The organism is Azospirillum thiophilum, assembly GCF_001305595.1.
GTDB classification, from domain to species: Bacteria; Pseudomonadota; Alphaproteobacteria; order Azospirillales; family Azospirillaceae; genus Azospirillum; species Azospirillum thiophilum.
Genome location: NZ_CP012401.1, coordinates 2,270,139 through 2,291,808 on the forward strand (window position 1 = coordinate 2,270,139; position 21,670 = coordinate 2,291,808).

Here is a 21,670-nt window from a genome sequence, read left to right on the forward strand (position 1 = left end):
ATTGTGGTCAGGCCTGTGCCGACGGTCTATGATACAGACCTGTCTCATCACAGTCAGAGTGAGACAGGTCTGTATCATTGTCAACCGCCGGCTTGGCCGGGCCGGCTGCCACAGGGCGGGGATTGGAATGGAAGAGACCGTGACCGTGAAGAAGCCGGCGCGCGAGCGGATTCTCGACGCCGCGGCGGAGCTGTTCTACCGCGACGGCATCCGCGCGGTCGGAGTCGATACGGTCATTGCCCGGTCCGGCGTAGCGAAGATGAGTCTGTACCGGAACTTCGCATCGAAGGATGAGCTGGTCTGCGCCTATCTGGAGCGCAACATCGCCCAGCATGCCGCGTGGTGGGACAGGGTGACCGCCCGCCATCCGGATGACCCGCGCGCCCAGATGCAGGCGCTGTTCACGGCGCTCGGCCACTGGATCGACCATCCGAAATTCCAGGGCTGCCCCTTCACCAGCGCCGCCGCCGAACTGCGCGATCCCGCCAATCCGGCGCATGCGCTGGCGGTGGCGCACAAGCGCATGGTCCGCGACCGCCTGCGCGCGCTGGCCGCCGCCGCGGGCGCGGACTGTCCGGAGCGTTTGACGGCGCAGCTGCAACTTTTGATGGAAGGCGCCTATGCCGCCGGCCGGGCGTTGGATCTGGGGGCGGGCAACGGGGCGGTGGCGAGCGCGGCGGCGGCCCTCATAGACAGGGCCTGTGGCGCGGGACCTGCCGGCCGGAAAATCCTGAACGCAGGCCAATAAACGCAGGAACGCCGCAGGCGGATCTGCGGCGTTCGGTCGGCGCTGCTCCGCCTGTTGCGCTATTCCGCCACGGTGAGGCGGTCGCGGACGGGCTGCTGGCCGGGACGGTAGTCCTGCAGGCGGGTGGCGCGCAGGCCGCGCATGCCGTGGCTGTCGATCAGCCGCTGCCAGGACAGGAATTCCTCGACCGACAGGGTATAGCGGCGACAGGCCTCCTCCAGGCTGATCAGGCCCGAACGGACGCCGGCGACCACTTCCGCCTTGCGGCGCATCACCCAACGCTTGGTGTCGGGCGGGGGAAGGTCGTTTTCGGTCATGGGACGCCCTTCGGGGCCAATGACCGATGCACCGGCTGCGCTGTCGTCGCCGATGTCGAGTTCTACGAGTGCCATGCGCGGACGCTCCAACCCAAACTGTGGATTCCACGATTTCGGGGTACTCTAGGCGCCGGCACTTAACAAATGGCTAAACGATAGAGTTAATGATTTATTGTGGATAAGGCCTCCTCCGGAAGGTTATGACAGGGCGGGGCAGGGGGCAGCGCGGGACGGGGCCGACCCTGCCGTCCCCCGCATCCCGGTCAGTAGACCGTCGTCAGCTTCGACAGCGGGACTTCGCTGGCGCCGATGTTCAGCACGGTTTCGCCGTCCTTGTTGCTGCCGATGCCGGCGACGGTGCCGAAGGTGTAGGTGGTCGCCTTGATGGTGTCGTCCTTGTTCTCCGCAACCGGGGCGACGTTCATGCGGTAGCTGCCCGGCTGCACCGCGCGGCCGTCGTTGTCCTTGAAGTCCCAATTGACCGAATGCTTGGTGCCGGCCGTGGACTCGCCCTTCATGGAGCGGATGATGTTGCCCTTGGCGTCGAGGATGTCGACGCGGACCGACTTGGCCGAGGTCTCCAGCTCGTAGCCCAGCGGGGCCTGGGTCATGCCGTTGGTGTACTGGAAGGTGTCGCCCTGGAAGGCGACCAGGCGGCCGAGATAGGCGAGGTTGGTGGAGGCGGTGCCGGCGCCCTGCAACTGCACCAGCTTGTCCAGGCGGCTGTTGGTGCCGATGTTCTGCTCGACGTTCGCGAAGTCGACCAGCTGCTTGGTCAGGTCGTTGGTGTCGAGCGGCTTCAGCGGATCCTGGTTCTTCATCTGCGTGGTCAGCAGGGTGAGGAAGGTCTGGAAATTGTCGCCCAGCCCTTTGGTCGCCGAGGCGGTCTTGTCGGCATCGGTCTGGGGCGCCTTGGTGTTGGACGTCGTCGACCCGGTCGACTTCCCACCCGAATAGGTGCCGTACTGGTTCAGGGTCGGGGTGGTGGGATCGGTCGTGGTCATGGCGGTCGTCCTCTATGGCCCTTCTGGCCTTGTGTCTCGGTTGCGCTCGCCGGCCGTGGCCGGGATGAGGCGTCAGGCGCGGATGTCCAGTCGCCCGTTGCCGAGCGTGGCGGTGTAGGCGGCACCGTCGGCCACCTCCTCGTCGCCGCTTCCGCCGACGCCGCGGCCGCGCCGGCCCGACCCTCCCCGTCCGTCTCCCCGCCCGTCATTGGCGAAGGGGTTGCCTTCGCCGCGCAGGCTGAAGTTCAGGCTGTTGGAGTCCGTCTGCAGTCCAGCGTCTTGCAAGGCCCGTTCCAAGCCGCGGCTGTCACGCTGCAGGAGTTCCAGGGTCTGCGCCTTTTCCACCGCGACCATTGCGCTGACCCGGCCGTCGGCGCCGATGTCCAGCTTGATGTCGATCCGCCCCAGTTCGGCCGGGTGCAGGTTGATGGTGAACTGGTCGATCTCGTCGCCGACATTCTTCTTGATGTGGACGGCCATCTGGTCCTGGACGCCCAGCGGCATGCCGGCGCTGCCGCGCGACGGGCGCAGGGTCGCCGTGGCATGGGGCTGGTCGATGCCTGCCGCGATGGTGTGGACGCCTTCCATCGCCGCCAGCGCCGGATGGAGATGCGGCCCGGCCGCGGTGGTGGAGCCGCTGCCGGCCGTGGCGCCGGCCGCACCGACCCCCTCCAATCCGCCTTCCAGCGCGCCGGCCTCCCGGGCCGCGGCGATCGCCGCTGCAGTCGGGGCGGCCGGGGTGGCGAGCGGGGCCGGCTGCGCGGCCGGCTGGGGGATCGCCTGGGGCTGGGCATCGCCGCGCCCGCCGCCATTGGTGCCGCCATTGCCGCTGCCGTCGGAACCGCCCTGCCTGGCGCCGCCGCTCTTTGCCTTGGCGGCGGCGAGCAGGTCGGCGAAGCGGTCGGGCAGCACCCCGTCCTCGGTCGGCAGGGCTTCGGCCGACGAGCCGTCGGCCTCGGCAGCATCGGCTTCGGCAGTTCCGGCCAGGGCAATCCCGGCCTGGGCGGCGACGGCGCCCTGGCCGGCGGCGGTCTGGCCGTCGACCCGGCCGGCGTCGCCAGCCGCGGTCTTGGCGGCCTGGCCGGCGGCGGCCTGCGCCTGCGCCTGCGCCTGCGCCAGTTGGGCCGCCGGATCGACGGCGCCGCCCGCACCGCCGGCCGCGTCGCCGCCCGGACTCCCGGCATCGGCCGCATCTCCGGCCGCGGACTTGGCTCCCGGCATCAGCGCGGCGAGGATCAGGTCGCTGGCCTGGGGGACCGGCGGTTGGGCTGGCGGCTGGGCCGTCTGCTGGGTCGGCTCGGGTTCGGCCGGTGCCGCGGCCTGTTCCTCGGCGGCACCGTCCTGCTTGGACGGATCGCCGTTCCCGGCCACATTGGCGGCGGCGTCCGCCTCCTGCTGTCCGGTGCCGTCGGCAGGCGCCGCATCGGCGTCGTCGCCGGCCGCCTTCCCGGCAGCATCCGTGCCGTCGGCGGTTTTTGCCGCGTCGGTTTTTGCCGGGGCCTTCGCCGGCTTGTCGGTCGCGGCCGGCTTGCGGTCGTCGCGCCGGGCCTGGGCGGTGCGGTCGTCGGTTCCGTCGGCTTGCCGTTTGGTTGCGTCCGGCATGCGGGCGGCGTCCGCGTCGTCAGCATCGGAACGGGCGGCCTGGAGAGCCCGGTCACGGCCCGGATCGTTGCGTGGCTCGGCCCGCACCGCGGCCTTGCGCTGCGCGTCGGCTGCGCGGGCCTCGCGTGCGTCCCTGGCGTCGTCGGCGGCGGTGCGGGCTGCATCGCGTGCGGCCGTGCTGCGGGCTGCGGCTGCGTCGCGGGCTGTGTCCTCGGCCTGTTCGCGCTTGCGCGCGGCGGCGTCGGTCAGCATGCGGTCCATCATCTTGGAGAACTGGTCGCTCTTGGCCGTCGTCGCCTGGGTCTGCTGGGATTGGGCGAGACCGTCGAACAAGGAAGCGGCGATGTTGTTCGATTGGATGTCCATGGAACGGCCTCTCGGGGACGGCGGAGCGCACCGACGGCGGTGCGACAGGACCAATGCAACCGGCGGGCCAATTCGGGCGTCCATCCTGGCGCCATGCCGGAGCGCCGCCGGGGGGCTCTCCGGCCCGGGCCGGTCGGCAGTTCCCGCCCCGTCGTGCCGGCCGGACCGGCAAAATCCGCCGGGTTCCCCGGCCTTTCTTGCCGCGCCGTCATGGGCCATGCCGCGGCGGGCGAAGAAAAGGCCGCCCCGATGGTTGGGGGCGGCCTTCCGAAACGGTTCGGCAGTCACGGATGAAGGGGGGCGGCGTCCCGGTCCAAGCCTTCAGGTCCAAGCCTTCAGGTCCGGGCCTCCCGGTTCAGAGCCGGGTGTTGAGCGCGGCGGAGGTGCGCGGCCCGCTGGGCGGCGGGGAATAGCCGCGGCCGCCGCCCATATGCGCGGCATAGGCGGTGGACGGGGCTTTCTGCTGGCGGCTGATGACGCCGACGACGGTGTCGACCATGATCTTCTGGGCGGCGCCGCCGACGCGCAGCGCCTCGGCATTGTCGGCGGTGGCGGCGTAGAGCTTGGCGGTGGCGTCCTTCAGCGTGGTCTTCAGCTCCACCGGCAGGGCTATCAGCCCATCGCGGTCGACGCGCAGCAGGCGGGAGATTTCCTCGTAGACCAGCGTCATCGGCTGCTTGTCCCGGCCGATCTGGGCCAGCTCCTTGGCCGGGCGGCGGGCGCGGACGGCGGCGGCCTCGCGCTCCAGAACGGCGGTCAGGCGCCCCATCAGGTCGACCAGCGCGACCGCGCGTTCCTGCGCGTTCTTCGGCAGGTTGGCGGCGGGCTTGGCCTGTTGGGGAAAACGGACGTCGACCTTATCCATGGCTGGCCTCCTGGGCGCGAAGAAGCTCTTGGTAAACCTGATTGGCGATGCCGAAGCCGCCGCGTTGGGTGATCTGCTTGCCGAACTGCTCGATCAGCATCGGCCGGAACATCTCCTCGCCGCGGCCGCCGCCGAAGGTCTCGTCGGTGCCGATGCCTTCGAACATCGGGCCGAGCATCTGCGACACGAACTGGCTCTCGAATTCTGTGGCCGACTTGCGCAGCTGGGCAAGCTTTGCCGGGTCGACCTTTGCCTCCAGGTCGGAAATCCTTGCCAGGGTCCGCACGCCATATCCGGCGGCCTGGGCGCGCTCCACCAGCGAGGGCGGGGCCGAAGCGGCGGAAATGGCGGGGCTCATGGTCATCAGATCACCTCGATCTCGGCTTGCAGGGCTCCGGCGGCCTTGATCGACTGGAGAATGGCGATCATGTCCCGCGGTCCCACTCCAAGCGCATTCAAGGATTGTACCAACTCCTGCAGCGTCACCCCGGCATTCATCACGGCGAGGCGGTTGTTGGACTGCTCGTCGACCTGGATGTCGGTGCGCGGCACCACCGCGGTCTGGCCCTGGCTGAAGGGGCCTGGCTGGCTGACCTGCGGCGTCTCGGTGATGCGGATGGTCAGGTTGCCCTGGGCGATGGCGACGGTGGAGATGCGGACATTCTCGCCCATCACGATGACCCCGGACTTCTCGTCCACCACCACGCGGGCGACCTGGTCGGGGGTGATGCGCAGCTGTTCGATCTCCGTCACCAGCCCGACGATGTCCCCGCGGCGCGCGTCCGGCACGTTCAGCAGCACCGACGCCGGGTCAGTGGCCTGGGCACGGTTGCCGCGCAGCTGGATGTTGATGGCGGTCGCCACCCGCTGGGCGGTGGTGAAGTCGGGGTTGCGCAAGGAAAGCCGCAGCACCGGCAGCTCGGCCAGCGAGAACTGGATCTCGCGCTCGACGATGGCGCCGGAGGAGATGCGGCCGGCGGTCGGCACGCCGCGGGTCACGCTGGCGCCCTGGCCCTGGGCGGAGAATCCCGACACCGCGATCGGCCCCTGGGCGACGGCATAGACCTCGCCGTCGGCGCCCATCATCGGGGTGACCAGCAGGGTGCCGCCGAGCAGGCTCTTGGCATCGCCCATCGCCGACACGGTGACGTCGATCCGCGTTCCCTGCGCCGCATAGGCGTTCAGGGTCGCCGTCACCATCACCGCCGCCACGTTCTTGGTGCGCATGTTGGTGCCGCGGGTGTTGACGCCCATCCGTTCCAGCATGCCGGTCAGGCTCTGTTCGGTGAAGGGCGAGTTGTTCAGGCTGTCGCCGGTGCCGTTGAGGCCCACCACCAGCCCGTAGCCGATCAGCATGTTGTCGCGCACGCCCTCCACATCGACGATGTCCTTGATACGGGCGGACGCGGCCTCGGCCGGTGCCGCCCCCGCGAGGGAAAGCGCCAGCAGGGCGGACAGCAGCGAGACAAGGACGCGGCGGCCGGCAAGGCGAAGGGCGGTGGGGGTCATGACGCGGGCACTCCTGAACTCGTGCCCATCCCTATACAAACGCCGTGCCAGTGGCTGTGGATGGCGGCTTTCCGCCCTTGCCCTGAAAAACGCCCGCAATATGGCGCCTTTCGGTCACAGCCGGTCGGCAATTTTTGCCCGATTGCGGCAAGCCTTGACCGGATGTTAAGGTTGATCCATCTACAGTGCGCGCGTTTACGCATCCTTTACTGCAAACGGTTGCACGGATCATGAAAGTCGAAGGCACCGGAAACATACGCGGCAGCGGTTCGGTCCGCCGCACCGGCAAGGCCGAAGGCTCGTCCGGCGCCGCGTTCTCCAAGCAGCTGGTGGGAGACTCCGGCTCCGCCCACGGCGTCAGCGGCACCGCCGCCACCGGCGGGGTTTCCGGTGTGCTGGCCGTGCAGGAGGTCGATGCGACCGACGACGCCACCGCGCGGGCGTCGCGCGGCAAGATGCGGGCGGAGGAGATGCTGGACCGGCTGGAGGAAATCCAGCACGGCCTGCTGTCCGGCACGCTGTCGGTGCAGAAGCTGACCGATCTGGCCAAGGTCATCCAGACCCGCCGCGCCCAGGTGGACGACCCCAACCTCGCCGAGATCCTAGACGAGATCGACCTGCGCGCGCAGGTGGAGCTTGCGAAGCTCACCTCCTGACCGCCGGGCGGCCGCAATGCCGTCAGGCGCGCCGCCAAGCGCGCGGCGGTTGCGGCGGCGGATTTGCCGCGGTCACAAATCTTTTTTATTCCAAGGGCTTGTTCGGTCGTTCCGGGGGCGAACCATAGGGTTGCGGTCCCGACCTTGCATCCCTATACTCCGCGCCGCCCGGATCACCCCTTTTTCGCTGGATGCTTTCGGATGACGTCGCCGCTTCTGCCCCAGAACTATTCCCCGTCGGAAGACGAGGAGTTCATGAACCCGATCATGCGGGAGTATTTCCGCCAGAAGCTGCTGCGCTGGCGCGCGGAACTTCTCGCGGAATCCACCGGCACGCTGAACAGCCTCCAGGAAGGCGGTATCCAGGAACCGGATATCGCCGACCGCGCCTCGGCCGAGACCGACCGCGCGCTGGAACTGCGCACCCGTGACCGCGAACGCAAGCTGATCTCCAAGATCGATGCGGCGCTGGAGCGTCTCGTCGACGGTAGCTTCGGCTATTGCGAGGAGACCGGCGACCCGATCTCCGTCCGCCGGCTGGACGCCCGCCCGATCGCGACGCTGAGCCTGGAGGCCCAGGAGCGTCACGAGCGGATGGAACGCACCCAGCGCGACGACTGAGGCCGCGCCCGGCCGGGCGCGGTCCTGCCATGCCGACCCGATCCCCCGATATCCATCGTCGGGGGGAAAGGGGTTGTGCGTTCACGGTCGACGGCATCGACAGGGCAGGCGGCCGGCAGGGCTCCCTCCCGCCGCCTTGTATTCCGGCCAAATCCCACCGAATCACAGGTTTGATCACAGGCTTGCCACGGGGCGATTGTCCGGTCCCTAATCCAATCCGGTCCGGCAGGACGATTGGCGGAACGGGAGCAGGCGCCGGTGCGCATTCACATCATCAACCCGGCGGCGGATTTCCCCAGCTATCACACCGCCGACGTCTTCGCGGCCTGGGGGCTGGGCGGGCGCACCAGTGTGGCCGACCTGTCGACCGCGACGCTGGCCGCCTTCGTCCCGGCGGGCTGGGACATCCGTCTGACCGACGAGGCGCTGACCCCGCTGCCGGAGCATCCCGCGGCCGGTGATGGCGGCGGTGATGCCGACATCGTCGCCATCACCGGCAAGGTGTCGCAGCGCAACCGTATGCTGCAGCTGGCCGACCGTTACCGCGCGCTGGGGCGGCGCGTGGTGATCGGCGGCTCCTATGCCTCGCTCAGCCCCGACGACGTGCGGCCCCATGCCGACGTGCTGGTGACCGGCGAGATCGAGGACATCGCCGAGGAGCTGTTCGCCGATCTCTCCGCCGGGCGTCCGCGCGACCGCTACGAGGGGACGCGGCCCGACCTGCGGCGGTCGCCGGTGCCGCGCTGGGATCTCTATCCCAACGATCGCGCCAATCTGGGCGCCATCCAGACCTCGCGCGGCTGTCCGTTCCAATGCGATTTCTGCGACGTCATCCAGTATCTCGGCCGCAAGCAGCGCCACAAGGATCCGGAACAGGTGGTTGCCGAGCTGGAGGTGCTATACCGCCACGGCTACCGCCGGGTCTTCCTGGCCGACGACAACTTCACCGTCTACCGCAACCGCGCGCATGACATGCTGGCGGCGCTGCGCCGCTGGAACGAGGCGCATGCCGACGCGCCGGTGCGCTTCATGACCCAGGTGTCGATCGATCTGGCCCGCGATGCCGACCTGATGGCAGCCTGCAAGGCGGCCGGGCTGGACAGCGTCTTCATCGGCATCGAGACCATCAACGAGGACAGCCTGCGCCAGGCCGGCAAGCGCCAGAACCTGTACCAGTCGACCGCCGACTCGCTGGCCGCCATCCTGTCGCAGGGCATCGCGGTGTCGGGCGGCATCATCGTCGGCTTCGACGCCGACGGGCCGGACATCTTCGAGCGGTTGGCCGGCTTCATCCACGATCAGGCGGTTCCGGTGCTGTCGGTTGGCGCCCTGGTGGCGCCGCCGGGAACGCCGCTGCATGACCGGCTGGCGGCGGAAGGGCGGCTGACCGGCGCCGACTGGCAGAGCGCGGCCAGCCCCTTCACCACCAATATCCGCCCGGCGCGGATGAGCCGGCGGCAACTGCTCGACGGGCTGTCGCGGCTGTGCGACGACATCTACAGCCCGGCCGCCTACAGCCGGCGGATCGCCAATTTCCTCTCCGCCTATGGTGGAGGGGGGGCGGCTTCCGCTCCGGTGCCGCATCCCGTGCCGTTGCCGCCCCTGCTGCGCAGCGTGCTGAAACGCCTGTCGGGACTGGGTGCGGCGGAAAAGCGGATGATCCTTGGCGCCCTGTCCGCCGCGCAGTGGCGTCCCGACGCCCAGGCGGAGGTGGTGGAGGCGCTGGTCCGCTACGCCCAGATCCGCCACATGCTGAGTGCCGCCGCCGGCCAGCCTGCAGCCGATCCGCTCGCCGCCACCGGATGAGGCCGGGCGGCCGGAGCGGAGATGGAGCGGAACCATTGCCTTCCCCCGGGGGTTCCGGTTTGCGGTTCCAAAACTCCCGGAGGAAAAGCCATGGACAACGAGACCTTCAACCTCGACCTGCGCAAGTTCCTGAAGCAGGTCGGCGTCACCTCGCAGCGCGAGATCGAGCTGGCTGTCGGCCGCGCCCTCGCTTCAGGCCGGTTGGACGGGGTCGGGTCGCTGCCGGTCCGCATGGTCCTGACCGTCGACGGCATCGGCCTGACCCACGAGGTTACCGGCGACCTGTCGCTGGAGCGGGAGAGCGGTCAGCCGGGATGAAGCTGCGGCGTGATGCTGATGATCGCCGCGGTCATCCGGCGCTCGTTCCACGGCACGTCGTGGTAGGCTTCGGTCAGATAGCGGCTGTAGGGGTCGCGAATCCATTCCGCCGGGAACAGGGCCACCGTCTTCCGTCCTGCCGGATCGGCGGTCCCGGCGGCAACGGGTTGGCCTGTCAGCGCCGAGGCCATCGCCCGGCACAGGTCCGCCCCGGCCAGCCGGCCGAGATGGGTGGTCTGGGTCGGGCGGCCGTTGAACTCCAGGAACACCGGCGGTCCGCCATCCTCGGGCAGGATCGCGTCGATGCCGCCGAAGCCGGAATAGCCCGCCAGTTCCACCACCCGCCAGGCGGTCTCCAGCAGTGCCGGCTCATGGCCCAGCTCGATCACCGATGCGGGGCCGAAGGGGGCCGGCTGCTGGTGCAGGACCGTATAGGTGAAACCCGCCAGCATCCGCCCGTTCAGTGCGGCGAACGAGACCGAGGCCGCGCGTCCACGCACGAACTCCTGCGCGACGAGGCCGCAGTCGGCAGGCAGCGGCGTACCGTCCTGAGTATGGAGCGCCGGATCCATCGCCCGTTCGATCGCCTGCCGCGCGTCTGCCACCGGCACCACGCCGCGTCCGGCGGAGCTGTAATCGCGTTTCAGCAGGAGAGGCGTGCCGAGCCCGGCGAGATCGGCCGCGGCGGTGCGGCCCGGTTCGATCATGATCTGGCGAGGCGTGCGGATGCCGGCCGCTGCCGCCCGCTCGACGCAGCGCGACCGCAAGGCTTCCCACGGCGGGCCGCCGTACCATGCCCCGATGGCGCGCAATCCCCAGGCATCGGCGCCGGTCGCCGGAACGCGGTCCAGCAACCGCCCCGCACCGGCGAGTGCCACGGCGGCACTCTCCTCGCAGGCGATGACGATGTCGGCCCGTGCCTCCGCCGCGGCGCGCGCCGCGGTGATGGCGAGATCGTCGGCTGTCAACGATGAGGAAAAGCTGACCCCGCCATCGAGGAAATCGCTGAACAGGAGCAGAGAGTTCTTCGGGCAGACCACATGGACGCGAAAGCCTGCCGCTTTCAACGCGGCGGGCATCCGGGCGGTGCCGAATCGGTACATCGCGCTGGACACGAGCAGTGCCGTGGGCATTCGGGGGCTTCGGGCTGGTGGAAGGACGGCAGAGGTCTAGACCGCCGGACCGGCGACGGCAACCACCTCCGTTCCATCGAAGGCAGCCACGCGCCCGCCGGAGCCGCGGCCATCGAGGAGGGCATTGAGCGGCCCCCGCCTTTGGTCTAGGGATGGCACCGTCGATTACCGTCCGCCAGGGGAGCCCCACCGCATGAGCGACGATCCGGATTGCCTTGGCATGTGCGCCATCGACGGCGACGTCTGCACCGGTTGCGGCCGCACGCTCGATCAGATCAACGCGGCCCGCGGCGACGAGGTCGGCGGGGAGGATGAGGGCCAGGGTGAGGGCAGGCGCCCGGCCGGCTGACGCATCCGCCGCAGGGCGGCGGAAACGGCCCGGCAAAACCGCCCGGTCGGCAGAAATGTCCCGTCGTCCGATGAACAGCTTGACGGCCCGGCTCCCCCTGCTGCGGGATCCGGGCCGCCGCCTGTCCGTCAGGCACGTCCTCAGAACGGCATGATGATGTCGTAGAGCTGCTGGCCGTAGCGCGGCTGCTGGACGTCGCTGATCTGGCCGCGGCCGCCGTAGGAGATGCGGGCCTCGGCGATCTTCTCGTAGCTGATGGTGTTCTGGGCGGTGATGTCCTCGGGGCGGATCACGCCGTGGATCTGCAGGTCGCGGACTTCGAAATTGACCCGGACCTCCTGGCGCCCCTGGATGACCAGATTGCCGTTGGGCAGCGACTGGGTCACCAACGCCGCCACCTTCAGGTCGATCTGCTCGTTGCGGTTGACCGAGCCCTTGCCGTCGTTGCTGGTGTCGCTCGACAGGTCGACCAGGCTGGAGGCCGAGGCGCCGGCCGGCAGCACGCGGCTCAGCGTGCCGGCCTCCAGGCCGAACAGGTTCGGCATGCCGGCCTTTTCGCTGTTGGCGCGCGAGCGCTTGCTCTCGTTTGCGACCTTGGCGCTGTCGTCGATCGAGATGTTGATGGTCAGGATGTCGCCGACCTTCGCCGCGCGCTGGTCCTTGAAGAAGGCCTTGGCCCCGGTGCGCCACAGCGAGTTCGGGTTGCGCTCGGTCGGCAGCGGGGTCGGCATCGGCAGGCTGACCGGCTGGTAGCCCGCCCTGGCCTGCGGATCCTGGATGGAGGACAGCTCCGGCGCCTTGCCGATGTCGGCGATGCGCGAGGCGGCACCGCAGGCGGTCAGGGACAGGGCGGCGGTCGTGACCATCGCGACGCGGAGCAGGCTGGTGGCGTAGGTGGCGGTCATTGGAGATTTCTCCTCACTGCGCGATGGTGCCGGGCTTTGCCACGGCGACGACGTTGGGGCCTGCGACCGTCGCTTCGACGATGCGGTTGGACTGGATGTTGACGACGCGGATGACCTCGCCCCGGCCGCCGTCCTGCAGGGCCTTGCCCTGGGTGGTCAGCGTCATCGCCGGTGTGGTCAGGGTGATGGTGACCAGCGAGCCCTTGTCGATCATGCGCGGCGACTGCAGGTCGCGCAGCCGCACGGCCTGGTTGGTGGAGATGCCGCGCCGCGGCGTCATGCCGATCAGCTGGGCGTCGGTGGCGGCGGTGTCGCTGGTGGTCATGTCGGCGCGCACGTCCTGCCAGTCGACGTCTCCCGGCCCGATGATGTCGCCGGGGATGACGCGGCGGGTCAGCACCGGGATCTGCACCACGCCGAAGGCGCGGCCCGACACCGGCAGGCGCACCGCGGTCCCCGTCACCACCACCTCGGCGGCGAAGCGGCCCTGCACCGGGCTGTAATAGAGATTCTCGACCGCCAACCCGCCGCCGCCCTGGGGGGCGCGCAGTTCCGCCACGCGGGTGTCCAGCTCCATCTGCAGCCGGCCGAGCGTCACCACCTTCGACAGCGCGTCGGACAGCACGGCCTCGACGTGCGGCATCCCGTAGACGAGTTCGGGGGCCGGGGCGGCGGCCACGCCCGCCGCGGTGGCGGCCAGCCCGGCGACCGGAGCGGTCATCAGGGCGGCGCCGAGCAGGAGGGCGGAGAGGCTGCGGGTGGCGAAGCTTCTGGCGGGGCGGTTGGCGGGGCGGATCATGGCGGCAATTCCCGAGTTGAGGCCGAGAGGAAGGACCGGGGACCGGCGTTACTTCATCTGGCTGGCTTGCTGCATCATCTCGTCGGTGGTCTTGATGACCTTGGAGTTCATCTCGTAGGCGCGCTGCGCGGTGATCAGGGTCGTGATCTCCTGCACCACGTTGACGTTCGAGGTCTCCAGAGCGCCCTGGGTGATGCGGCCGAAGCCGGGGGCGCCGGGGTTGCCGGTCACGGCCTGGCCCGAGGCGCCCGTTTCCAGGAACAGGTTGTCGCCCGTGGCCTCCAGGCCGGCGGCGTTGGCGAAGGTGCTCAGCTGGATCTGGCCGACATTCTGCGTCGCCGTCTGGCCATCCAGCTTCACCATCACCTCGCCCGAGGAGTTGATGGCGATGTCGACCGCATCGGTCGGGATGGTGATGTTGGGCTGGATCGGATAGCCGTCGGCGGTGACGATCACGCCTTCCGGCGACAGCTTGAAGTTGCCGGCGCGGGTATAGGAGGTGTCGCCGCTGGGCAGCGTCACCTGGAAATAGCCCGAGCCGTTGATGGCGACGTCCAGCTTGTTGTCGGTGATGTTCAGGTTGCCCTGTTCCAGCACCCGGGCCACCGCGGCGACGCGCACGCCGGCGCCCACCTGCACGCCGGTCGGCACCACGGTGCCGGCATCCGACGAGGTCGAGCCGATGCGGCGGAAATTCTGGTACAGCAGGTCCTGGAATTCGGCCCGCTGCTTCTTGTAGCCGGTGGTGGTCGAGTTGGCGATGTTGTTGGAGATCGTCTCGACGTTGAGCTGCTGGGCGATCATGCCGGTGGCGCCGATGGCGAGGCTGCGCATTGTGGTCTTCTCCTCTCGTCGTCGGTCTGGTTCAGACGCTGCGGCCCAGACGCTGGATCATCGTGCGGATGCGCTCGTGCTCGTTGTCCATCATCCGCTGGGCGGACATGTACTGACGCTGGACCTCGATCATCTGCGTCATCTCGACCACGGGCTTTACGTTGGAACCTTCAAGCAAACCCTGTGCCACTTTCGTCTCGACCGGGGCGGGCTCGGGCTGCTCGTCGGTGACGTACAGGCCGTTGCCGACCTCGGTCATCAGCTGCTCGTTCTTGAAGGTGACGATGTTCAGCTTGCCGACCGGTCCCAGCTCGGTGGCGACGGTGCCGTCGCCGCTGACCTTGACGTCGCTGGTGCCGGCCGGCATGACCAGCGGCTGGCCGTTGTTGGCCAGGACCGGCAGGCCGCCGGCATCGACGATCTGGCGCTGGTCGTTCAGGCGGAAATTGCCGGCGCGGGTGTAGCGAGGGCCGCTGGCGGTATCGACGGTGAAGTATCCCTGGCCGGTCAGCGCCAGATCCAGCGGGTTGCCGGTCTGGGTCATGGCGCCGTTGGACAGGTCGCGCACCACGGCGCGGTCCTGGACGAAGCTGACCTTCTCGTGCAGGCCCGGCCTTTCGACGAATTCGGTGAACAGCATCCGCTGGTTCTTGTAGCCGGCCGTGTTCATGTTCGCGATGTTGTTCGAGGTGACGTCCAGCTGGCGTTGCAGTGCCATCTGGCGCGACATGGCGACGTAGATCGAATTTTCCATCTTGCGGCCTCTTCACCTTGCGAACTGATCGGGCGGAACCGTCCGACCGGCGAAAGGGACAATGCAGGCGGCGTGCCAGTTCCGTCGAAGCTCCCGGACAGCAGGAAACCGGGCAAGGACGGGGCGTTCCCGCCGGGTGGGGCAGGGGATGCCGGGCAGAATCTGCCGGGGGACGGGATGTCCTTGCCGGGTCCGGCCGGGCAAGGACATCCCGTTCCCGCCGCAACGGGCTGCGGCGGGGCGATGACGGTCCGGCCCGCCGGCCCGGGAAGGGCGGCGGGTCGCGGAGGCGGAGTCCGGGCGTCGCGGCGGCCGGTCCGGGAGATGAGGCCCGGGAGATGGAGTCCGGGGGATCGACAGGCGCCGCGCAGGGACTGCCGGGCAGCCCCAATCAAGAACCGTGCCGAAACCGCAACGGATGGTGCAAACCTGTCCGCCCGGGGCGGTCCACCGGCCACTCGAAAGGAGTTATTAACTATCCCAAAAGTAGCTTTGACCTGGACAGGCGGGGGATGCCCTGTGCCCTTGCGTAGCTCGAACGATTCCAGGATGTCATGGCTGCCGAATCCAATGCCGGCGAACTTTCGACCGACGGCCTGCCCCGGAAGAAATTCAGCGGCAAGAAGCTGGTTCTGTTCGTCGTCCTGCCGCTCGTCCTGCTGATCGGCGCCGGTGCGGGCGTCTATTTCTCCGGCCTGCTCGACAGCCTGCTGGGCAAGGAGGAGCCGGCGGCGGAGGGCGAGCAGGCCGCGGCGGAGGGCGAGCATGGGGCCGAGCCGGGCAAGGCCGATCCGCATGCCGCCCCGGTCTTCTACGACCTGCCGGACATGCTGGTAAACCTGAACACCGGCAACAAGCGGCCGGCCTTTCTGAAGATCAAGATCTCGATCCAGCTGTCCAAGCCGGAGGATGTCGGCGCGGTGGAGCATGTTCTGCCGCGCATCATCGACAATTTCCAGGTGTATCTGCGCGAATTGCGGCTGGAGGATCTGCGCGGGTCGGCCGGCATGTACCGGCTGCGCCAGGAACTGCTGCTGCGCATCACCGCCGCGGCCTTTCCGGTGAAGGTGAAGGACGTGCTGTTCAAGGAAATGCTGGTCCAGTGACGGCCGTGCCGGTTTGGACGGCGGCCCGGTCGGGTGGGGGTTGAGGCCGATGAGCGACACCGAAGAGCTGAGCGAAGAGGAAAGGCTTGCCGCCGAATGGGCGGCACTGGCCGAGGACAGCGGCGACGTCGGCGACATGGGCGGCGGCGGGTCGACCCGTGTCCTCAACCAGGACGAGATCGACAGCCTGCTCGGCTTCGACCAGGGCGGTGCCGGCGACGGCGACAATTCCGGCATCATGGCGCTGGTCAACTCGGCGCTGGTCAACTACGAACGCCTGCCCATGCTGGAGGTGGTCTTCGACCGCCTCGTCCGCATGATGTCCACCAGCTTGCGCAATTTCACCTCCGACAATGTCGAGGTCAGCCTCGACCAGATCTCGTCGGTGCGCTTCGGCGACTATCTGAACTCGATCCCGCTGCCGGCGATGCTGTCGGTCTTCAAGGCGGAGGAGTGGGACAATTACGGCCTGATGGTCGTGGACTCGGCGCTGATCTATTCCATCGTCGACGTGCTGCTGGGCGGCCGGCGCGGCACGGCGGCGATGCGCATCGAAGGGCGCCCCTACACCACCATCGAGCGCAACCTCGTGGAACGCATGGTCCATGTGGTGCTGTCCGACCTGTCCGCCGCCTTCGACCCGCTGTCGCCCGTCACCTTCCGCTTCGACCGGCTGGAGACCAACCCGCGCTTCGCCACCATCGCGCGGCCCGCCAACGCGGCGGTGCTGGTCAAGCTGCGCATCGACATGGAGGATCGCGGCGGCCGGCTGGAGCTGATGATCCCCTATGCGACGCTGGAGCCGGTGCGCGAACTGCTGCTCCAGATGTTCATGGGCGAGAAGTTCGGCCGTGACTCGATCTGGGAAACCCACCTGGCCTCGGAGCTGATGGTGACGGACGTCGATCTGTCCGCCGTGCTGGACGAGGTGACGATGACCCTGCACGACGTGCTGAACTGGCGCGTCGGCACCCGTATCCTGCTGAACGCCACCCCGGACGGCGCCATAGAGCTGCGCTGCGGCGACGTGTCGATGTTCCAGGGGCGGATGGGGCGCAAGGGCGGGCACATCGCCGTCCGGCTGGAAAAGGAACTGCCCAAGCAGGAGGTCATGAGGCTATGAGTCCGCTGGTCTCCATCATCATCGATGTCGTGATGGTCGGCCTGCTGGCGGCGACCATCGCCTACGCGATCATCCTGAACCGGCAGATCATCGCGCTGCGCGAAAGCCGCGGCGAGATGGCCGAACTGATCCGGGGCCTCAACGAGGCGATGGGGCGGGCGGAGACCGGGGTGCGCACGCTGAAGAAGGCGGCCGGCGACACGGGCGAGGAGCTTCAGCGCACCGTCGCCAAGGCTCAGGCCCTGCGCGACGAACTGCATTTCATGATCGAGGCGGCCGACACGCTGGCGAACCGGCTGGGCGGCGTCGGGGGCCGCGACGGCCTGCGCGGCGATGCGGCCCGGGATATGGGCCGTGAAATGGGACGCTCTGCCGCCGTCGCCCCGCCGCTGGCGGCGCGCAGCCCGGCCCGGGCGCCGCTGGTGGCGCCGCGACCCGCCCTGCGCAGCTTCCCGGCCGAGGACGATGACGACCATCACGACGCGCCGCCGCCCGCCCGCCTCGACCCCGGCCGGTCCGATGCGCCGCCGCGCCGCGCCGTCGCCCGGGCGGAGCCGGCGGGCGAGCCGCGCGACCCCATGCTGCGCGACGGCGAAAGCCTGTCGCGGGCCGAACGCGAACTGCTGCAGGCGATCGAGAACGCCGGTAAGGGGCTCGGATGAGCATGCGCACCAATGACGGACGGCCTGCCGCGGCGGCGGGCGGCACTGCGGAACCCAGGGTGGTGATCCGTCCGGCCGGCGCCGCGCCGACCGGCGTGCGCACCTCCCCCACGCTCGCCGCGCAGCAGGCCCAGCAGGCGCAACTGCCGGCCGTGCGCCCAGCCGGCAAGGCTCCGGTGAAGAAGGGCAAGGGCAAGGCCAAGGCGCGCAAGCCGGCGCGGCCGCGCGTGCCGCTGACCGAGCGGCTGCGGGCTCGGATGCGCGGTTTCCGCTTCCGCTTGCTGCCGCTGACCATCTTCGTCGCGGTGATGATGCTGGGGGTGCGGGTCGGCGATCTGTGGCGGCTCGCCACCCATGACGCCCGCCTGCCCGATTTCCCGGTCAGCCTCGCCCAGGGGCCGCAAAGCAACACCCCGGCGACGCCGCCCGGCCAGACCCCGCCCGCCGCCACCACCAAGCCGATGGCGAACGCGACCGGCAAGGAGCCGCCGCCGGCCCCCGGCGGGGCGAGCGCCGCGGCCGGCGCCCCGGCCGCCAATGCGCCGCCGGCCCCGCTCGGCCCGATCGACAACCAGGAACTGCTCCAGCATTTCGCCGACCGCCGCGCCGAGATCGAGCGCCGCACCAAGGAGATGGAACAGCGCGAAGCCCTGCTGGCCGCCGCCGAGAAGCGGATCGACCAGAAGGTGGCGGAGATGGAGAAGACCCGCGCCGACATCCAGAAGCTGATGGCCCAGGGCGACGACAAGCAGTCGGCGCAGCTGGAAAGCCTGGTGAAGATCTACGAGACGATGAAGCCGAAGGAAGCGGCCCGCATCTTCGAGGAACTCGACATGCCGGTGCTGCTGGGCGTCATCCAGAAGATGAAGGAACAGAAGACCGCGCCGATCCTGGCCGCCATGGACCCGGTGAAGGCCAAGGAGGTCACCTCGGCCCTGGTCGAACGCCGCGTGCCGCTGACGGCGACGGTCACGGTTCCGAAGTAGGGACGATTTTACTTGGTGGGGCACTCAGCGGTGCCCCCTCCCTAACCCTCCCCCACCTTCGGTGGGAGAGGGGACTGCCGCCGCATTGCGAATTTGCCCTCTCCCGCCGAAGGCGGGGGAGGGAGGGACCCGCGGCGAAGCCGTGGGAGGGAGGGGGCACCAGAAAGCACCCCCAAACCCCCTGTCACATGAACCGGTTGTTCTTCGGGAAGCCGTTCGGCGGCATCTTGCCGATGCCGGCGCGGTCGCCCATCCAGCCGGTCAGGTCGCTGACATTGAAGTTGCGCTCGCCGTTCCGCCAGCTCAAGCCCTCGGCCAGCGTGAAGGTCTTCACGTCGGTGACGCTGGCGTCCTTGTATTTCTGAAGCTGCACGCCCTTGCCGCGGGTCATCACCGGCACCTGCTCCAGCGGGAAGACCAGCATCTTGCGGTTGTTGCCGATGATCGCCACCGTGTCGCCGCTGACCGGATGGCACAGGCGGGCCGACTTGCCGTCCTCCAGGTTCAGCACCTGTTTGCCGCTGCGGGTCTGGGCCAGCACCTCCGCCTCCTCGACGCGGAAGCCGCGGCCGTCCTCCGACACCACCAGCAGGGTGCGGCCGGGCCGGTGGCGGAACAGGTCGACGATGTCGACGTCGTTGCCGAGGTCGATCATCAGCCGCACCGGCTCGCCGAAGCCGCGGCCGCGCGGCAGCTTGTCGGCGCCGATGGTGAAGAACTTGCCGTTGCTGGCGAAGACCAGCAGCTTGTCGGTCGTCTCGCAGCGCTCGATGAAGCCGCGCTCGTCGCCGTCCTTGTATTTCACCTCGTCGGCTTCCGCGTCGGTCAGATGGCCGCGCACCGTGCGGATCCAGCCCTTGGCCGAGCAGATGACGGTGACCGGCTCGCGCTCCACCAGCGCGTCCAGCGGCACCTCGATCATGGCAGGCGCGTCGGCGATGTCGGTGCGCCGCTTGCCGAGCGCGCCGGCGCCGAACTTCTTCTTGATCTCGGCCACGCTCTCGGCGATGCGCTTCCAGCGCAGGGTCTCGTCGCCCAGCAGCTCCAGCAGGCCGTTCTTCTCGGTGGTCAGCGCCTCGTGCTCGCGGCGGATCTCCATCTCCTCCAGCTTGCGCAGGTTGCGCAGGCGCATGTTGAGGATGGCGTCGGCCTGGACATCGGTCAGGGTGAAGGCGCGGATCAGCTCCTGCTTGGGCTCGTCCTCCTCGCGGATGATGCGGATGACCTCGTCGAGGTTCAGGTAGGCGGCGAGATAGCCGCCGAGAACCTCCAGCCGGTGGTCGATCTGCCGCAGCCGGTGGTTGGAGCGGCGGACCAGCACCTCGTGCCGGTGGTCGAGGAAGGCCTGCAGCACCTCGCGCAGGTTCATCACCCGCGGCACATGATCGGCGCCCAGCACGTTCATGTTCATCGAGAAGCGGATTTCCAGGTCGGTGGCCTGGAACAGCGAGGCCATCAGCACCTCGGGATCGACGTTGCGGTTCTTCGGCACCAGGACGAGGCGGACGTCCTCCGCCGATTCGTCGCGCACGTCGTCCAGCAGGATCAGCTTCTTGGCCAGCAGCAGCTCGGCGATCTTCTCGACCAGCCGGGCCTTCTGCACCTGATAGGGCATCTCGGTGACGACGATCTGCCAGGTGCCCTGGCCCAGCCGCTCGACCTCCCAGCGGGCGCGCAGGCGGAAGGCGCCGCGGCCGGTGCGGTAGGCCTCGATCACATTCTCCCGCGACTCGACCAGCACGCCGCCGGTGGGGAAGTCGGGGCCGGGCATGAAGCCGACCAGCGTCTCGATCGGCGCATCGCGGTGCTTGATCAGGTGGCGCAGCGCGTCGCAGATCTCGCCGACATTGTGCGGCGGGATGTTGGTCGCCATGCCGACCGCGATGCCGCTCGACCCGTTGGCCAGCAGGTTGGGGAAGTTGGCCGGCAGCACCGCCGGCTCGTCGCCGTCGCCGTCGTAGGTCGGGCGGAAATCGACGGCATCCTCGTCGATGCCCTCCAGCAGCGCCTTCGCCACCTCGGTCAGGCGGGCTTCGGTGTATCGCATCGCCGCGGCGTTATCGCCGTCGATGTTGCCGAAATTGCCCTGGCCGTCGACCAGCGGATAGCGGACGGAGAAATCCTGCGCCAGCCGCACCAGCGCGTCGTAGACCGAGCTGTCGCCGTGCGGGTGGAACTTGCCGATCACGTCGCCGACGACGCGGGCCGACTTCTTGGGCGGAGTCGTCGGCTCCAGCCGCAGCTGGCTCATGGCGAACAGCAGGCGTCGGTGCACCGGCTTCAGCCCGTCGCGCACGTCGGGCAGCGAGCGCGACATGATGGTGGACAGTGCATAGCTGAGATAGCGCTCGCCGAGCGCGTCGGCCAGCGGCTTTTCCAGGATCTCGGAGGCGGGGTTTTGCGGCTTCATGATCAGGGGGGTTTAGCAGTTTAAGCCGGCGCGCGCTACCGCGTTCGCGTAACGTTCCCTCAAGCGGTCGCGCGCCGGCGGCAGGGGGCCGTTCAGGACGTGGCGCTCCAGGAAATGCGCGGTCAGCCGCAGCCCGTCGGCGACCGCGGCGGGGCCGCCGCCGCCACGCCCGGCCAGGAAATCGGGCAGGGGAAGCAGCCGGTCGCGGTAGGGCTCGCCCACCGAGGCGGTCACCGCGCGGCCGGTGCGCGGGCTGACGAAGGCGAGATAGTCGTTGGCCCCCGTCACCGCGCAACGGTCGAGGTCGAGCCCGAATCCAAGCTCGGCCAGCAGCCCGATCTCCCAGCGGACATAGGTCTCGGCCCAGGCCGGGCCGTCGAGCAGACCGAACAGGGTGAGCAGCCCGTCGAACAGCGCCGGGTGCGGCTCATGCTCGGGCAGGGCGGCCTCGACCAGGGCGCAGGCACTGATCAGCGCCGCCAGCGCCTGCGCGTCGTCGAAGAAGCCGGCGGCATAGCCCTTGACCGGCTCCAGGGTGAAATGGCCGAGATGTTCGGGCAGGCGCCCGCGCCAGCGGACGGCGACCAGGGTTCCCGGCTCCAGCGTGCCGCGCTGGCGGGCGGAGCGGCCGCCCATCACCATGCCGGCATGGCGGCCGTGATCGCGCGTCAGCAGCGTCGCGACGGCGGAGCCTTCGCCTTGCGGGCGGGACGACAGAACGATTCCCTGATCGGACCAGTCCATTGGGGGCCGTTCGCAGGTGGAGGCAGCGGTTTATCCTAATATAGGAAAAAATT

General features: G+C 69.1%; 23 protein-coding genes. 10 read left to right on the forward strand and 13 right to left on the reverse strand.

Annotated features, from left to right (window positions below):
* Window positions 1-139: 139 nt before the first annotated feature.
* Entirely contained in the window at window positions 140-748 is a 609-nt protein-coding gene (locus AL072_RS10520; RefSeq protein WP_245636653.1) for a TetR/AcrR family transcriptional regulator, read from the forward strand.
* Between the two features lie 59 nt (window positions 749-807).
* On the opposite strand, the gene sciP is transcribed toward AL072_RS10520, so the two are convergent.
* The 6 genes from sciP to AL072_RS10550 all read right to left on the reverse strand — a co-directional run bounded on the left by sciP (window position 808) and on the right by AL072_RS10550 (window position 6,411).
* Window positions 808-1,140, reverse strand: coding sequence for a CtrA inhibitor SciP (sciP, locus tag AL072_RS10525; protein ID WP_045580375.1), 333 nt, complete (start codon window positions 1,138-1,140; stop codon window positions 808-810).
* A 188-nt stretch (window positions 1,141-1,328) separates the two neighbouring features.
* On the reverse strand, window positions 1,329-2,069 hold the full coding sequence (locus AL072_RS10530; protein WP_045580374.1) for a flagellar hook assembly protein FlgD: 741 nt from the start codon (window positions 2,067-2,069) through the stop codon (window positions 1,329-1,331).
* Window positions 2,070-2,141: 72 nt separating this feature from the next.
* Window positions 2,142-4,037: a flagellar hook-length control protein FliK gene (locus AL072_RS10535; protein WP_045580373.1), complete on the reverse strand. Its 1,896-nt coding sequence runs from the start codon at window positions 4,035-4,037 to the stop codon at window positions 2,142-2,144.
* Between the two features lie 355 nt (window positions 4,038-4,392).
* Window positions 4,393-4,902 (reverse strand): hypothetical protein, encoded by a 510-nt coding sequence (locus AL072_RS10540; RefSeq protein WP_045580372.1) that lies wholly within the window; start codon window positions 4,900-4,902, stop codon window positions 4,393-4,395.
* Window positions 4,895-5,266: a rod-binding protein gene (locus AL072_RS10545; RefSeq protein WP_045580371.1), complete on the reverse strand. Its 372-nt coding sequence runs from the start codon at window positions 5,264-5,266 to the stop codon at window positions 4,895-4,897. The genes AL072_RS10540 and AL072_RS10545 overlap by 8 nt, the downstream gene beginning before the upstream one ends.
* Window positions 5,266-6,411: a flagellar basal body P-ring protein FlgI gene (locus tag AL072_RS10550; protein WP_045580370.1), complete on the reverse strand. Its 1,146-nt coding sequence runs from the start codon at window positions 6,409-6,411 to the stop codon at window positions 5,266-5,268. Before AL072_RS10550 ends, AL072_RS10545 begins: the two co-directional genes overlap by 1 nt.
* A gap of 230 nt (window positions 6,412-6,641) precedes the next feature.
* Between AL072_RS10550 and AL072_RS10555 the strand changes: the two genes are divergently transcribed.
* The 4 genes from AL072_RS10555 to AL072_RS10570 all read left to right on the forward strand — a co-directional run bounded on the left by AL072_RS10555 (window position 6,642) and on the right by AL072_RS10570 (window position 9,812).
* Window positions 6,642-7,067: a flagellar assembly protein FliX gene (locus AL072_RS10555; RefSeq protein WP_045580369.1), complete on the forward strand. Its 426-nt coding sequence runs from the start codon at window positions 6,642-6,644 to the stop codon at window positions 7,065-7,067.
* A gap of 201 nt (window positions 7,068-7,268) precedes the next feature.
* Window positions 7,269-7,688, forward strand: a complete 420-nt coding sequence (gene dksA, locus AL072_RS10560; RefSeq protein WP_045580368.1) for an RNA polymerase-binding protein DksA — start codon at window positions 7,269-7,271, stop codon at window positions 7,686-7,688.
* Window positions 7,689-7,946: 258 nt separating this feature from the next.
* Window positions 7,947-9,494, forward strand: a complete 1,548-nt coding sequence (locus AL072_RS10565; protein ID WP_045582308.1) for a B12-binding domain-containing radical SAM protein — start codon at window positions 7,947-7,949, stop codon at window positions 9,492-9,494.
* A 90-nt stretch (window positions 9,495-9,584) separates the two neighbouring features.
* On the forward strand, window positions 9,585-9,812 hold the full coding sequence (locus AL072_RS10570) for a DUF6494 family protein (RefSeq protein WP_045580367.1): 228 nt from the start codon (window positions 9,585-9,587) through the stop codon (window positions 9,810-9,812).
* Here the strand turns inward: AL072_RS10570 and AL072_RS10575 are convergent.
* Window positions 9,800-10,945: an ATP-grasp domain-containing protein gene (locus tag AL072_RS10575; RefSeq protein ID WP_045580366.1), complete on the reverse strand. Its 1,146-nt coding sequence runs from the start codon at window positions 10,943-10,945 to the stop codon at window positions 9,800-9,802. The genes AL072_RS10570 and AL072_RS10575 overlap by 13 nt on opposite strands.
* Window positions 10,946-11,138: 193 nt before the next feature.
* Between AL072_RS10575 and AL072_RS33380 the strand changes: the two genes are divergently transcribed.
* Window positions 11,139-11,294 carry a DUF1289 domain-containing protein gene (locus AL072_RS33380; RefSeq protein ID WP_082108791.1) on the forward strand — a complete coding sequence of 52 codons (156 nt, stop codon included), beginning with the start codon at window positions 11,139-11,141 and terminating at the stop codon, window positions 11,292-11,294.
* A 140-nt stretch (window positions 11,295-11,434) separates the two neighbouring features.
* Here AL072_RS33380 and flgH read toward each other — a convergent pair whose 3' ends face one another.
* From flgH to flgF, 4 genes are read right to left on the reverse strand one after another with little or no spacing between them, the layout of a single operon-like run.
* The gene (flgH, locus tag AL072_RS10580) at window positions 11,435-12,199 is read right to left on the reverse strand and encodes a flagellar basal body L-ring protein FlgH (RefSeq protein ID WP_082108790.1); all 765 of its coding nucleotides are present in this window, start codon (window positions 12,197-12,199) and stop codon (window positions 11,435-11,437) included.
* A gap of 13 nt (window positions 12,200-12,212) precedes the next feature.
* Window positions 12,213-12,998 (reverse strand): flagellar basal body P-ring formation chaperone FlgA, encoded by a 786-nt coding sequence (flgA, locus tag AL072_RS10585; protein WP_045580365.1) that lies wholly within the window; start codon window positions 12,996-12,998, stop codon window positions 12,213-12,215.
* A 48-nt stretch (window positions 12,999-13,046) separates the two neighbouring features.
* A complete protein-coding gene (flgG, locus tag AL072_RS10590) occupies window positions 13,047-13,832 on the reverse strand; it encodes a flagellar basal-body rod protein FlgG (protein WP_045580364.1) in 786 nt (261 codons plus the stop codon).
* 31 nt (window positions 13,833-13,863) lie between these two features.
* A complete protein-coding gene (gene flgF, locus AL072_RS10595) occupies window positions 13,864-14,586 on the reverse strand; it encodes a flagellar basal-body rod protein FlgF (RefSeq protein WP_045580363.1) in 723 nt (240 codons plus the stop codon).
* A gap of 554 nt (window positions 14,587-15,140) precedes the next feature.
* On the opposite strand from flgF, the gene AL072_RS10600 reads away from it, so the two are divergent.
* From AL072_RS10600 to AL072_RS10615, 4 genes are read left to right on the forward strand one after another with little or no spacing between them, the layout of a single operon-like run.
* Window positions 15,141-15,692: a flagellar basal body-associated FliL family protein gene (locus AL072_RS10600; RefSeq protein WP_045580362.1), complete on the forward strand. Its 552-nt coding sequence runs from the start codon at window positions 15,141-15,143 to the stop codon at window positions 15,690-15,692.
* 49 nt (window positions 15,693-15,741) lie between these two features.
* Window positions 15,742-16,815, forward strand: coding sequence for a flagellar motor switch protein FliM (gene fliM / locus AL072_RS10605; protein WP_045580361.1), 1,074 nt, complete (start codon window positions 15,742-15,744; stop codon window positions 16,813-16,815).
* A complete protein-coding gene (locus AL072_RS10610; RefSeq protein WP_045580360.1) occupies window positions 16,812-17,477 on the forward strand; it encodes a DUF6468 domain-containing protein in 666 nt (221 codons plus the stop codon). The genes fliM and AL072_RS10610 overlap by 4 nt, the downstream gene beginning before the upstream one ends.
* Complete coding sequence (locus tag AL072_RS10615; RefSeq protein WP_052709870.1) at window positions 17,474-18,463, forward strand: MotE family protein; 990 nt, start codon at window positions 17,474-17,476, stop codon at window positions 18,461-18,463. The genes AL072_RS10610 and AL072_RS10615 overlap by 4 nt, the downstream gene beginning before the upstream one ends.
* A 184-nt stretch (window positions 18,464-18,647) precedes the next feature.
* Here AL072_RS10615 and parC read toward each other — a convergent pair whose 3' ends face one another.
* Both parC and recO read right to left on the reverse strand, forming a co-directional pair.
* Window positions 18,648-20,873: a DNA topoisomerase IV subunit A gene (gene parC, locus AL072_RS10620; RefSeq protein WP_045580359.1), complete on the reverse strand. Its 2,226-nt coding sequence runs from the start codon at window positions 20,871-20,873 to the stop codon at window positions 18,648-18,650.
* Window positions 20,874-20,885: 12 nt separating this feature from the next.
* Window positions 20,886-21,617, reverse strand: a complete 732-nt coding sequence (gene recO / locus AL072_RS10625) for a DNA repair protein RecO (protein ID WP_045580358.1) — start codon at window positions 21,615-21,617, stop codon at window positions 20,886-20,888.
* Window positions 21,618-21,670 lie beyond the last annotated feature (53 nt).

Excerpts from the sequence above, each read along its gene's own strand:
- AL072_RS10575 (WP_045580366.1), bottom strand. The coding sequence starts at position 10,945 with ATGCCCACGGCACTGCTCGTGTCCAGCGCGATGTACCGATTCGGCACC.
- fliM (WP_045580361.1), top strand. The coding sequence starts at position 15,742 with ATGAGCGACACCGAAGAGCTGAGCGAAGAGGAAAGGCTTGCCGCCGAA.
- AL072_RS10600 (WP_045580362.1), top strand. The coding sequence starts at position 15,141 with ATGGCTGCCGAATCCAATGCCGGCGAACTTTCGACCGACGGCCTGCCC.
- AL072_RS10615 (WP_052709870.1), top strand. The coding sequence starts at position 17,474 with ATGAGCATGCGCACCAATGACGGACGGCCTGCCGCGGCGGCGGGCGGC.
- flgF (WP_045580363.1), bottom strand. The coding sequence starts at position 14,586 with ATGGAAAATTCGATCTACGTCGCCATGTCGCGCCAGATGGCACTGCAA.
- flgA (WP_045580365.1), bottom strand. The coding sequence starts at position 12,998 with ATGATCCGCCCCGCCAACCGCCCCGCCAGAAGCTTCGCCACCCGCAGC.
- AL072_RS10545 (WP_045580371.1), bottom strand. The coding sequence starts at position 5,266 with ATGACCATGAGCCCCGCCATTTCCGCCGCTTCGGCCCCGCCCTCGCTG.
- AL072_RS10555 (WP_045580369.1), top strand. The coding sequence starts at position 6,642 with ATGAAAGTCGAAGGCACCGGAAACATACGCGGCAGCGGTTCGGTCCGC.
- dksA (WP_045580368.1), top strand. The coding sequence starts at position 7,269 with ATGACGTCGCCGCTTCTGCCCCAGAACTATTCCCCGTCGGAAGACGAG.
- AL072_RS10570 (WP_045580367.1), top strand. The coding sequence starts at position 9,585 with ATGGACAACGAGACCTTCAACCTCGACCTGCGCAAGTTCCTGAAGCAG.
- parC (WP_045580359.1), bottom strand. The coding sequence starts at position 20,873 with ATGAAGCCGCAAAACCCCGCCTCCGAGATCCTGGAAAAGCCGCTGGCC.
- AL072_RS10550 (WP_045580370.1), bottom strand. The coding sequence starts at position 6,411 with ATGACCCCCACCGCCCTTCGCCTTGCCGGCCGCCGCGTCCTTGTCTCG.
- recO (WP_045580358.1), bottom strand. The coding sequence starts at position 21,617 with ATGGACTGGTCCGATCAGGGAATCGTTCTGTCGTCCCGCCCGCAAGGC.
- AL072_RS10540 (WP_045580372.1), bottom strand. The coding sequence starts at position 4,902 with ATGGATAAGGTCGACGTCCGTTTTCCCCAACAGGCCAAGCCCGCCGCC.
- flgG (WP_045580364.1), bottom strand. The coding sequence starts at position 13,832 with ATGCGCAGCCTCGCCATCGGCGCCACCGGCATGATCGCCCAGCAGCTC.
- AL072_RS10530 (WP_045580374.1), bottom strand. The coding sequence starts at position 2,069 with ATGACCACGACCGATCCCACCACCCCGACCCTGAACCAGTACGGCACC.
- sciP (WP_045580375.1), bottom strand. The coding sequence starts at position 1,140 with ATGGCACTCGTAGAACTCGACATCGGCGACGACAGCGCAGCCGGTGCA.
- AL072_RS33380 (WP_082108791.1), top strand. The coding sequence starts at position 11,139 with ATGAGCGACGATCCGGATTGCCTTGGCATGTGCGCCATCGACGGCGAC.
- AL072_RS10535 (WP_045580373.1), bottom strand. The coding sequence starts at position 4,037 with ATGGACATCCAATCGAACAACATCGCCGCTTCCTTGTTCGACGGTCTC.
- flgH (WP_082108790.1), bottom strand. The coding sequence starts at position 12,199 with ATGACCGCCACCTACGCCACCAGCCTGCTCCGCGTCGCGATGGTCACG.
- AL072_RS10610 (WP_045580360.1), top strand. The coding sequence starts at position 16,812 with ATGAGTCCGCTGGTCTCCATCATCATCGATGTCGTGATGGTCGGCCTG.